Origin of the sequence: Accumulibacter sp. (assembly GCF_032229525.1) — a bacterium.
GTDB lineage: Bacteria > Pseudomonadota > Gammaproteobacteria > Burkholderiales > Rhodocyclaceae > Accumulibacter.
The window spans coordinates 1-11,996 of sequence record NZ_JAVTWB010000109.1; the positions used below are offsets into that span (position 1 = coordinate 1).

General features: G+C 58.7%; 9 protein-coding genes. 3 read left to right on the top strand and 6 right to left on the bottom strand.

The genetic code is table 11. The features are described 5' to 3' along the window. Nucleotides 1-447: 447 nt before the first annotated feature. Nucleotides 448-3,048: an NB-ARC domain-containing protein gene (locus RUW20_RS07100; RefSeq protein ID WP_313951507.1), complete on the top strand. Its 2,601-nt coding sequence runs from the start codon at nt 448-450 to the stop codon at nt 3,046-3,048. A gap of 52 nt (nt 3,049-3,100) precedes the next feature. On the opposite strand, the gene RUW20_RS07105 is transcribed toward RUW20_RS07100, so the two are convergent. Further along, on the bottom strand, nt 3,101-3,418 hold the full coding sequence (locus RUW20_RS07105; RefSeq protein ID WP_313951508.1) for a hypothetical protein: 318 nt from the start codon (nt 3,416-3,418) through the stop codon (nt 3,101-3,103). A 23-nt stretch (nt 3,419-3,441) separates the two neighbouring features. Here RUW20_RS07105 and RUW20_RS07110 point away from each other — a divergent pair, with 23 nt between their 5' ends. Next, nucleotides 3,442-4,905, top strand: coding sequence for a toll/interleukin-1 receptor domain-containing protein (locus RUW20_RS07110; RefSeq protein ID WP_313951509.1), 1,464 nt, complete (start codon nt 3,442-3,444; stop codon nt 4,903-4,905). 292 nt (nt 4,906-5,197) lie between these two features. Beyond that, nucleotides 5,198-6,097: a three-Cys-motif partner protein TcmP gene (tcmP, locus tag RUW20_RS07115; protein ID WP_313951510.1), complete on the top strand. Its 900-nt coding sequence runs from the start codon at nt 5,198-5,200 to the stop codon at nt 6,095-6,097. On the opposite strand, the gene RUW20_RS07120 is transcribed toward tcmP, so the two are convergent. From RUW20_RS07120 to yjjJ, 5 genes are all read right to left on the bottom strand, one after another. After that, the gene (locus RUW20_RS07120) at nt 6,049-6,852 is read right to left on the bottom strand and encodes a phage Gp37/Gp68 family protein (protein WP_313951515.1); all 804 of its coding nucleotides are present in this window, start codon (nt 6,850-6,852) and stop codon (nt 6,049-6,051) included. The two genes, tcmP and RUW20_RS07120, sit on opposite strands and share 49 nt — an antisense overlap. A gap of 483 nt (nt 6,853-7,335) precedes the next feature. After that, a complete protein-coding gene (locus RUW20_RS07125; protein ID WP_313951511.1) occupies nt 7,336-7,665 on the bottom strand; it encodes a YdbL family protein in 330 nt (109 codons plus the stop codon). Between the two features lie 29 nt (nt 7,666-7,694). After that, on the bottom strand, nt 7,695-7,889 hold the full coding sequence (locus tag RUW20_RS07130) for a YnbE family lipoprotein (protein WP_313951512.1): 195 nt from the start codon (nt 7,887-7,889) through the stop codon (nt 7,695-7,697). Between the two features lie 41 nt (nt 7,890-7,930). Beyond that, nucleotides 7,931-10,582 carry a YdbH domain-containing protein gene (locus RUW20_RS07135; RefSeq protein ID WP_313951513.1) on the bottom strand — a complete coding sequence of 884 codons (2,652 nt, stop codon included), beginning with the start codon at nt 10,580-10,582 and terminating at the stop codon, nt 7,931-7,933. A gap of 183 nt (nt 10,583-10,765) precedes the next feature. Next, the coding region (gene yjjJ / locus RUW20_RS07140) for a type II toxin-antitoxin system HipA family toxin YjjJ (protein ID WP_313951514.1) at nt 10,766-11,996 on the bottom strand (1,231 nt) is incomplete at its 5' end.

Here is an 11,996-nt window from a genome sequence, read left to right on the forward strand (position 1 = left end):
CTTCCGGCGTTGGTGCCCCCGGCGAGAGCAACCAGACCGTCCTGGCCGGCATACGGCACGCGTTCTAAAAACCAAACGGGTGAGAGAGATTTGCTTCTTTTGCTCCCAGAAGACTATTTACTCTGACCACTTGCGCTGCGCTTCAGACGCCTTCGTGGTTGATCGCAGTCTGATTTTTCCCGCTAACTCAAAGGGCGCTTTCGGTTCGGGCACTGAATGAGTACAATCGACCAATCCTAAAGGTCGTCGCCGTTGTTAAGAGACAGATGAGGCCGTTGGCCGCGACAGTCCATGAGGTAGATGTTGCTTTTTCCAGAACATGCGAGCGTCACATGATGTGTCGTTGACACTAGGGTTACGACGGAGAAATAAAGCGAAAACAAGAGCGCTGATTTCCCATGTTGCAGCGCCAACCAATTAACCTCAACACCTCATAGGGGCGTTATCTTGGGCCACAAGGCTATAGAACAGATTCTGTGTCGCGCGGAATTGGCAAAGTCTGACTCTGATTTCACATATTTCTTTGATCTCCTTTTGGTCGCTGAAGTTATTGCCAAGACCGTAACGCTTGGAATGGTGGCAGCGATTCGTGATGATAAGGATAGGAATCGGTATCGAATTGAGCACGCACTGGTCCGTGCCGATGGACTCGGTGACTGGTCAAGAGCTTTAGAGGACGCCCTGTCAGGGCAGGCATCCCAGTATCTGCTATCAGACGCGTATCCCGAACAAGGCGAACTATCAAGACTTACGCGAGAGGGTGATTGGCAATATTCTTCTTTGCAGGAACTTAAGGCAACGTTAAATAGGGTCAGTATCGCTGCGGAAGAGTTACCTGTGAAGTCGGACATGAAACGTTGGTTTCGACTTCTTGCCACATTGCGCAACAAAACGAGGGGGCACGGCGCTACCAAGGCTGGCGATCTCGGGGAGGCCGCGAAATCTTTTCGAAGGAGCATCGATCTGTTCATAGAAAATTTTTCATTATTCCAACGTCCGTGGGCTTACCTTCACAGGAATATATCAGGGAAATATCGAGTCTCTCCAATAGCCGGGGATTGTAGTTCGCTAGAGTATTTGCGGAAGGAGGCTTGCCATTCGTTCCGCGATGGTGTCTACGTCATGTGGGGAAAGCCTCACTTCGTAACGCTAGCTCGATCAACTCCGGAGTTGGACGATTTCTACTTTGCGAACGGCAACTTTTCCGCAAGAGGTTACGAGCTGCTTTCGTACTTGCGGGACGATAAGCTAGAAGGTGATTCGCAGGAATTCTCTGCTCCCGCGGGTACGCTGCCCGAAAGTGAGACGCACGGAAATGGCGATCTGCAGCTACGCTCCAACTGTTTTTCTAATGCGCCTGACTCGATTGTCGATTATGTGCCGCGGCCCAAGTTGGAGGGTGAGCTAGAACAACTTCTGCTTGATGATAAGCGTTCAATTGTCACGTTGCGTGGAAAGGGTGGAATAGGTAAGACGTCGCTAGCGCTGGTGGTGTTAGAAAAAGTGTACCTCAGCGAGCGATTCATGACGGTAGTTTGGCTAAGCGCTCGAGACGTGGATTTGCAACTAAACGGTCCAAAACCAGTGAGGCCGCACGTCGTATCTCCGGAGGATATGAGCAAACTGTACGCGAAGCTTGTGCTATCAGAAAAGGCGATCGCCGAGAAAGATTTTAGCGCGCGATCTTTTTTCGAACAACAGTTGTGCAAAACTGATGCTGGCGCCACTCTGTTTGTATTTGATAATTTTGAAACTACGCAGAACCCGCTGGAAATGTTCACGTGGATTGATACGTACATTCGCCTACCAAATAAAGCATTGCTTACAACGCGCTTGCGAGATTTTAAAGGCGATTATCCAGTCGATGTGTCAGGGATGACAGACAGCGAGGCCAGGCAACTTATTGAACAGACTTCCGCTCATTTGGAGATAACCGGAGGTCTGGAGCATAAATATATTGATGATCTTGTTCATCAATCCGAAGGGCATCCGTACGTAATAAAAATTCTTCTCGGTGAGATTGCAAGAACGGGTAAGTCCAGGCATATCCCACACATCGTGGCAGGAAGCGATGAGATACTCACAGCACTTTTTGAGCGTACGTACTCAGCGCTCAGCCCATGCGCACAACGAGCGTTTCTTACGCTTTCCTCATGGAGTTCATCTGTGCCTCGACTGGTCTTCGAGGCTGTGTTGTTGCGCTCCACGTCGGAACGGCAAGAGGTCGAGACCGGGATTGAGTCTCTCCTACAATATTCGCTTGCCGAGGCGCACAACTCCCTAACCGACAAGCAAGAGTTTCTAGTGTTGCCCTTGGTTGCGAGCGTGTTTGGAAAGAAAAAGCTTAACATAAGCCCTTATAAGACATCAATTCAAGCGGACATAGAGATCTTGCAGATGCTAGGCCCAAGTCGGAGAGACGATATTCATCTAAATATGTCAAATAAGCTAGAGAGGTTTGTCTCTGGAATTGCTAGACGGGTTGATGCGGGAGGCAGTTATCAAGATTATGAACAAATTTTAGAGATGATTTGCCGCCATTACCCGCAAGGCTGGCTGTCCTTGGCGCGCTGGCATATCGAAACCAATAGTGCTGAGAGTTTGGATAAAGCTAAGCAGGTTTTGACCAGATTTCTTGAGAGTGAGCCTTCCGGCCGACAGGCGGCTGAGGCATGGCGCCAGCTAGCCACAGTATGCTATCGCACGGGTGATGCTCTTGGGGAGATTCATTCTTTTGTGGAGCGAGCGCAGCTTGCGGAGGTCTCGTTCTACGATGTTTCAAGTACAGCGAACCGGTTGAATATTCTGCTGCGAGGGCACGACCTTAATGTTGAAAAGGAAGAGAAACAAGCTCTGGCGGAAAGGCTTCTTACCGTCATGGAAGGTCGAGAGAGCGAGGCTGATTCGGATGATTTTTCGCGCATGGCTTGGCTGGCCATTCACCTCGGACAAGATATCAGGGCTCAGAAGCACACTGCGAAGGGTCTTTTGAAGGATCCCGACAATTTTCATTGTGGGAGACTCTCAGACCGACTCAGACCGGTCTGAGTATTTAGGCGTGAGCGTTCGCGGGTGTCCAGCGAATATTGCCTGTGGCCGATTAGAACAGCAGGGTGCGGGCCACGCGTCGCTGACGAACCAGCGGATCAGACAGGCTACTGCCCACCAAATGGGTCAGAGACATCTGCTTTTGCGCTCCCAGAAGAATATTTACCCTGCTCCACTTTGCTACTGACCCCTTAGCCTTTTCACAAACGACGTACTTCTTTGATGAGCGGTAGAAAATTGCGAAATGCTTGGCTTGGCTAAAGAGTTCAACAACGAACCAAGCTACGCCGCGGATGGTGTTCCTGTCGATCCTTGGGACTTCATGCAGGCGTGGCCGGAAATGCCCTGCTGCTAGTTGAGCGGCAACCAATAATATCGCCCCGAGAAATATTCATGAGCGCTAGCAAGGAACACCCAAAGGTCTTCATCTCATATAGCTGGTCGGGCCCGGAGCACGAACAGTTCGTAATGGAGTTGGCTACCTCTCTCAGAACTCATGGCGTCGATGCAGTTCTCGACAAATGGCGGTTAAAGCCCGGTCAAGACAAGTACGTCTTCATGGAGTCCATGGTCACCGACCCATCGGTGGTCAAAGTACTAGTGCTCTGTGATCGCAGGTACCAAGAGAAAGCCAATAGCCGTGCCGGTGGAGTAGGAACGGAGAGCCAGATCATCTCTCAAGAGTTGTACGCTCGAGTTCAGCAGATTAAGTTCATTCCTGTCTTGTGCGAGCGCGGAGAGGACGGTGAAGAATTTCTACCCGTGTTCATGAAGGGGCGCATTTACGTTGATCTGTCATCGGACGAGTGTTACGGAGAAGGACTCGATGAGCTACTTCGACAAATATTCGAGCAACCTCTCTACCCGGAACCTCTACTTGGCGAAGCTCCTGCGTTTCTTAAGTCCGAAGGTGGTGGCCTCCCTTTGGCCAAGGAGCTTGCTGGCGCGCTTCGCGCGATTAAAGAAGCAAAGGCCAACCGTGAGGGGTTAGAGGTGTTGTTCGTCCGTAGCGTTGTTGCTGAGGTCAATCGTCTGTATGTGCGCCCGGAAGGAAAGGAAGGCTACGACGAAGAAATCTACCAAGCAATCCTGAGAACGAAAGGATTGCGCGATCAAGTGTCCGAGTACGCCGACACGCTGGCAGCATTCTCCGGAGACGAGCCAAAGGCGCTTAAGGCTTGCTTTCATCTCCTTGAACAGTTGGGCCAGCAATTCGGCTCGCCAAGAGAAGACGGCTCATGTGTGGACGGCTGGGCTGACCTTTACCGCTTCTTTGCCCTTGAAGCCACCCTCATGATCGCTGCAGCTCAGCTTCGGTACGAGCGTTGGCAATCTCTTCGATCCTTCTTAAAGTACCCGTACTTGGTGCGTACGGGTCACAATAGCCCCAGGGTCACCGACATCACAGAATTCGACTCCTACATAGTGTCGATGGACGAACACCGAAATCGCCGCTTGGGGGCAAACCGTATCTGCCTGACGGCAGACATACTTAAGGAACGCTGCTCAGCCGAACACACGCCCTTCCAAGAACTGCTGCAAGCAGATGTCTTCTTGGCGCTATACGGGGTGGTCCACTATAAAGCGTCCGAAGATAGCTGGGGGTCTAGCTACTGGGCTCCTCGCACAAGCGTGTATAACTCAACGGCAAGGTCCTTACCCCTGTTCCTCAAGGCCATCGATTCTGATATTCGAGCTGGCATCTACACGGCGCTAGGTGTCTCCAGTGCTTCAGACATGGCAACACGATTAGAAGCAGCGCGTCCTTTATTGGAAGACTTTAGGCGACTTTCGCGCGCTCAGTTCCCTTCCTTCAATTTTGTTGGGGTAACGAACCTGCAAGCTTTGATCAAGTGACTGTGCGGTTCGGGACAACCAAATGGGTCCGAGACATTTGCTTTTGCGCTCCGAAAAGCATTTACTCTTACCCAGTTGGTTGCGTTATTCGGCATGCTGAGAAGCTACGTCAGCTATTGGCCCGGCAGCAGTCTGCGGATCGAGGATAAATCTGAGTTACCCTATGCACCAAAGAATAACGATGTCTCTTGCCTCGCCGAACGGCGTTAAAGGCGGCAGAATGATTTGACAACCAAAATCATCGGACCTCTTTGGATGCCGCGGGTTAGAAAGAGCGACAGGAGTGGCGCCAGTGTTTGACATTGAGAAAGCGATGGAGACGGACGAGGAGAAGGCGGCGGCCGATGAACACGCATTTGGAGGATCGTGGACGCTCATCAAGCTTGACGCGCTGGAGAAATACCTCTCCGCATTCAATACCGCGCTGAGCCGGCAAGGCTTCACCCGGATATACATTGACGGGTTTGCCGGTACCGGCCGCTGCGACATCTCCGTCAAAGGCGAGAAGAGTAGCGTTGACGGCTCGGTTAGACGGGCGTTGCGGGCCTCTCCACCATTCCACAAGCTGTGTTTCATCGAACTGGAGGCTCAGAAGATCGCCGCGCTGAGGGCTCTGCAGTCCGAGCATCATGACAAGCGAATTGAGGTGATTCGCGACGATGCGAACGCCACGCTGAAATACATATGCCGGACCTATGACTGGAAAAACACGCGCGCGGTGCTCTTCCTGGACCCTTGCGGCATGCACGTCGAGTGGTCAACCTTGGAAGCGATCGCCGCAACAGGTGCAGTCGACGTCTGGTATCTGTTTCCCTACTACGGTCTATATCGCCAGGCAGCCAACAAGGCGGACGCGCTGGATGCCAATAAAAAGAAGTCGCTCACGCGGATACTTGGCACCGACGCATGGCGCCAGGAGTTCTATGCCCCACAGCGCCAGTCCGATCTGTTTGGTAAGGAAGGTGGGGACGTCCGCGAGTCCAATCACCGCGATATGCTGGAATTCGTTTCGGCACGCTTGAGCGGAATATTCCCGGCCGTCGCCAAGCCGAAAATCCTCTATCAAGCTGGCGACTCAAAACGACCGGGCGGCGCCCCGCTGTTTGCTCTGTACTTCGCGGCGGCAAACCCGAAGAGAAGCGCTCACGGCTTGGCTATCAAAATCGCTACTGAGGTGCTCAACTCGCTATAGCGCGGCGACTGAAGCACCGCCCGTGGCGTGGGGTAGGCGTTCCACGTTTTACCACCGAGAACGCGCCCATTTGCCTTCTTGTGGCGCTTTACGCCGTCGGCACCCCATCTGCCCCACTGTTTGAAGAAGAACGCGGTGCCAGCGGCGTCCGCTTGCTGCTTTACGCTCTCCACCCATTCAGGTTTCATCGGTCGCGCGCCGTGCCCAGACTCGCCGCCGACGATTACCCAATGAATGCCCTGCAGGTCGAGCGTCCCAACGTCTTCCAGCAACGGCTCGACTGACAGAAACCGGATGCGGGCTTCGACCTGACGCAAGAAGTCTATGCGCGGCACGCCGTACTCGCGGTCCTCAACCGACACCCCTAACCACACGTTCTCCGGGCAACGGCGATCTCGAAAATACCTTGGCAAGCGTTCCGCGCGCTTGGTCAGGATCTGATAGGTGTGCTGAGGTGTCTGACGAACGACATCGAAGACCTGGTCGAGGAACTGGTCCGGTATATCGTCATGAAAAAGGTCGCTCATCGAATTCACGAAGTACACGGTCGGCTTCCTCCGCCGCATCGGCTGAACCAGACGCTCGGGCAGGATGGCCAGCTTGAAGCCGTTCTTGTAACCCGCTGCGCCCATGGCCTGGAGCCGCCTGGCCATCACTTCCGCGTAGCAGTGCTTGCAACCCGGGGAGAGTTTCGTGCACCCGGTTGTGGGATTCCACGTCTGCTCGGTCCATTCAATGCGTGACTGAGTCGTCATGTCGCCCTCCGTTCCTGCCCACTCGCCATACGGTCTGACAATAGAGCATTCTTGATCTCCTTGTAAACACGGCAGTGGAGCAAGACGCCACATGCTGGCGCGTGCGCCACAGGCGGCGTCGCCAACGGGAGCACCAAAGGGCTCAGAGACACTTGCTTTTTCGCTCCTAGAAAGCTTCCACTCTGACCACCTTGTTGCTGCAGCAGTCACGACCGGGATGCGTAAATCCCCGTCTTTAGGCGTCGAGCGGCTATGCGGAAGCTGCGGCTCACTGTCAAGTGATCGGCCCAAGCGCTCCTCCATCTAAGGCGGAGCGCCTGTCCGTTTGGGAATGGTGAGCGGCCAGGCAGCCGGCGGTTCCCAATGGCCGCGCGACGCCCGGAAGCTGACCACGGCCATCTGAACGCCAACGGGCTGTGTGCCGCAGATGCGCAAGCCCCGCGGACTGGTGAGGCGCATAACCGCGACTCTCCGCCCGGCAGCCTATTTCTTCACCCAGCCGCCGGCCGGATTCTGGATGTAGTTGCCCGGCACGGTGCGTTCCTCTGCTTCGCGGGCGAAGACCTTGGCGGCTTCGGCTTCGGCGATGCCGTTCTTGCTGGCGATCTGCGTGAACTGGGCCTTGCGCCGGCTGTTGACGTCGGCCACCAGGGCCTTGACGTCGGCCGGGGCGCCGCCTCTGACGAGGCCGAGGTAGCCGTTGTTTTGCTCGCCGACCCAGCCCTGTTCCTTGGCCGTCGTGAGATCGGCGGCAAAGGCGCCGTGCATCATCAGCAACAGGCTGAGCACGCATGCTTTGATCAATGTCTTCATGGCAGTTTCCCGGTCAAGATAAGCGTCGTTCAAAACAGGCCCTTGTTCGCGTCGAACAATTGCTGAACGTCTTTTTCAACCTTGACCAGAATCTCGTGCTTGATATTCACGGTCATGTTGATTTCGATGGGTTTATCGGGTGCCTCGAGGCGTACGGTTGGCGAACACGCGCCAAGCAGCAGCACCAGCGCAGCAAGGGCAAGCAGGGGGGATTTCCTGGGCATCGGCGTGCTCCGCAAGTGGGGACCAGGCAAGCATAACAAACTCATTCCAGTTTGCCTGATTGCAATTGTTCCAGAATGTGACGGTTGAAGTCGCCGGAGAAGAGCGCCGCGCGGAACAGCCCCGGCAGTTGTCCGTTGATGTTGAGTCGAAAACGTACCGGATAGCCGCTGTAGAAATCGGGGTTGCTGCCTTCCAGCGTGGCTCGGGTGCGGTAAGCGCCCTCGGACCCATACCACAGGCGCACGCCAAGCTGCTGGAAGTGGAAGTTGCGCAAGGCCTGCAGGCCGGGGTTGTCGGGCGTGAGCAGCGGCGGCGTGTACTTGATCGTGCCGCCGCCGGCGCTGCTCAGTTCGCCATTGTCGACTTCGACGCCGCCGTCGCGCCAGGCGATCGGCAGGACGCCGCCGAGCTGGCCGCTTCCCGACAGGTCCTGAACCTGAAGCAGCGCGAGCAGCTGACCAAGGTCGATCTGGCGAACTTGCAGGGGCAGGGTTTTTTCCGACGGCGGCCAGGGCAGGTCAAGCGGCTCGCTGCCCACACTGCCGCCGAGCAGCTTGACCTGCAGCGCGCGCACGCTCAGCGTCTGCGCCGCCAGCGCCAGGTCGACGTCGAGATCGGACAGCGACGTGCCGGTAGCCAGCTTGCCGTCCCGTGCGGCCAGCTGAAGACGGCCGCGTAGCGGCTGCAGGCCGTCGAGCTGCAGCGTGGTGCGCAAGCCTTCCACCCGCGCTCGCTCCCAGCCCAGGGCGACTGCGCGTGCCTGCAGCTTTCCCTTGACGTCGAAGCGCGGCGTCGACTTGGTGCACCAGTCCACCGTAAAGTGCGCATCGGCTTCGCCCGCCAGCAGGGCGAGCTTGAGCAGGGCGGGTGGACGCGGCTGCAGCAGTTGGCCGAGCTTCGGCAGGTTTTGCTGCGTGGCGAGCGTCGCCTTGCCGCAACCGCGCTCGAGTGCATGCGAGCCGGCAAAGCTGAGGACGTCCATCTGCTGCAGGCGCAGGGTGCCGTCGGCGCGCAAAGCGTCGCCATCGAGGCGCAAGCGGGCGCGCAGGTCGGGGGAGGGCCAGTTGCCGATGTGGAGCGCGTCGGCGGAAAGTAGCAATTCGCCTTCTGCCTCGCCTGCCCCGCCTTTGTTGGGTGCGTCGCCTGCGTCGCCTGGCGCACTGCGCCCGGCCGGACGGAAGCGCAGCAGTTGCAGGCGGCTTGCGCCGAGCGTCAGCGTTTTGTCGGGGCGGCCAGCCAGCACCGCGGTCAGTTGCGGGCTGCTCGCTTCGCCCTGCACGACCAGGCTCGGCCCGAAAGGATCGTCCGCCTTGGCCAGCGCGACGGCCTTGACCTGCCAGGTGCTCGCGTTCACGCGCAGCGGCGGATCACTCAACCACGACAGGCGTCCGACGCCGACCTGCATGGTTAGCTCGCTGCGTACCTCGGTCGACCGGGACCAGTGCAGGGTGGCGTCGCCCGTCGCCTTCATCTCTCCGACCCGCATCGTCTTCTGTTGCCATGGTGGCAGCTGCCCCTGGAGTCGCAATTGTGCGTCGGCGCTGTTCCAGTCCGCCAGGTCTGTCCCGCCGTGCAGCGTCAGGCGCCGCAGCGCAGCGTGCCAGTGTCCCCATTGCGGCGATTGCACGGCAAACGCCAGTTCGCCCTCGCTGACCGCCACCCCGTTGTCGTGGCGAATGGCGAAAGCCGTCTCCTGGCGACCGCTGGCGTGCAGTGCTTGCTCGCCGTCGAGCGCCAGCTGCCAGCGCAGCCCCGGCAGCAATTCGAGCTGCGCCGCGGGCGGCTGCCAGGCAAAGCGCAGCTTGCCCGAAAGCTCGAGCGCCAGCGGCGCTGTCGTCGCCTGCAGGTGGGTATCGGCAAATTCGGCTTCGCCGCTGAGCGCACGCACGCTGCCGGCCATCTCGCCCAGCAGCGCTTCGGCTTGCAGCCTGACGCTGCCACCAATTTCGCCCGGCGGCAGGGCAAGGCCCAGGTGGCGCCCCAGTGCCGCCAGCACAGGCAGCGGCAATTGGGCGAGTAGCGTGGCGGCTTGCTGCGTGGGTTGGCGGCCGATGGACAGGCGGGCGTCCGCCGCCGGGCCGGCGGCCGGCAACCACTCGGCATGGATTTCGAGCGCCGTGTCGGGAGCTTGCGGAGCAATCGCTGTAATCCGCAGGAGGTCGGCATCTGGCCGGAATTCCGCCTGCCATTGCCCCGCCGTTTGCCGCAGGCGGAAGTCGCCACGCGCTTCCAGTCGCGGCCGCTCCGGCCGGTCGGGCCAGGTAACGGTCACCCGCAGGTCGCGGACCTGTGCTTCGCCGAGCGGCAGATCCGGCCACTCGAGCAGCGGCCAGGGGGAGGGCGGCGCCGTCTGCCCAGTGAGTAACTCCAACTCGCCGCTGGCCACGTCCAGGCGTTCCACCTGGCCACCGGGCAGCGAGTAGTCGATGGCGATATTGTGCAGGGCGATGCGGTAACGGTCGCCGCCGGCGCTTTGATAGACGGCGCGCACTTCGCGCAGGCGCGCATGGTCGCCGCCGACCTCCTCGACATCGACCTGCAATTCCTCGAGGCCCGGGACGGCCAGCCAGTGCTCCGCCGCCAGGCCGAGCAGTCGCGGCAGGGCCAGCCACAGCAGCAGTAGTACGAGGAGTGAGGGCAGCAGCACCGCCAGCAGCCGGCGGGCAGCGCCTGGTAAGCGAATCGGAGGCATCCGCCGAGGATACCCGCCCGGCGGCCAGGCGGAAACTGCAGCTTGATGTCAGGTGATCGGCCCATGTCCTCCATCCAGGGCGGAGCGCCTGTGCGTTTGGCAATGGGAAGCCGCCGTTCCGACAGGTCTGCCAGGCCGATTCAGTTCTTGGCCACCCACCGGCTGTGCTTCCTGGCTACAGACTCACCCCAGCCGTCCAATCTTGGCGCTGGCGGTCTCGAGGTGATGTTCCAGCGCGGCGATGCACGGTTCAAAGCGGTGGCTGAACCCTGTCGCGGCCATGAGCCGGGCGAGGAACCGTTGCGCCAGTTCTTCTGCCCGCCGCCAGGTTTCGTTGGCCACACTGGCGTGAATGCTCGCCTCGGAGATGGTGTCCGGCAAGCCGCCCCCACTGCGGGGCGCGAAGCTCATCGGCGTCATGTCGTAGGCTGGTGCAAGCTCATACGGCCGACCGTGTTCGGAGACGAATGACAAGTTGCCGCTGTGCATGTCGGTGTTGCCGATCAGGGTGCCAAAGGCCCACAAGAGGTCTGCGCCGTCCGCTGCGTCTGGACGGATCTGGCCGTCAACAGCAAGGCGGCGCGCAATGACTGGCCAGCCGCCTGTTCCTGCCCCAACGAACTCGGCATCCAGCGCGGCCAAAGAGATCAGCGCGCGCCGACCCAGGTTGCCGATGCGGTCAAAACGCTCGACCTCGAGGAAGCGCTGAGCGCCGTGGTCCACGCCACGGTCAAATACCTGCGTCTTGGCAGCAGCGATGCCGGCTTCGCGCAGCGTCTCCAGTGCCAGGTGTTCGGCCAGCAGCAGATCGCGCCAGCGCTCGCTTACGGGTCCTTCCTCCAACTCGCTGAACTTCACGAGAACGTGCCGAGGCCCATCTGGCGTCATGGCTCTGGTGGTGAACTTCGGCTGCTCGCCGCCCGCTGACGAGCCAGGGTTCTCAGCGTCGGCGGCTTCCAGCGCCAAGCGGGCATATTCCTCGGTCTTCTGTCCCTCGGAGATTGGATCGGGAACAGGCGCAGTGAGAAAACGATCCCTCGCAATATCGCCCAGTAACAGATTCCCCACCACATCATGGCCATGCACCAGCAGCGCCCGCAAGGCGTGGGTGTCGGTCCACTCGCTGAGCCGCTCCGGTAGGCCAAGTTCAGGGCCATGGCGAGCAGCGTACCTCCGGCCAAGATATCCTTGCGGGCGCATGTCGAACAAGCACCACGGCAATCCGTCGCTGTGCAGGGTCACACCGTCCTCCTGGCACATGGCGAATCCTTCGGGACGGACTGGCGTCAGCCTTCCCAGTTGCCGGATCCGGCCTTCTGCATCGACCCGATAGACCGGGATGTCCGGCAACCCGCGCGCGCTATCGCGTAGCGTGTATTGAATTGATCGCGCCGCTCCTATGCGTATGACTTCG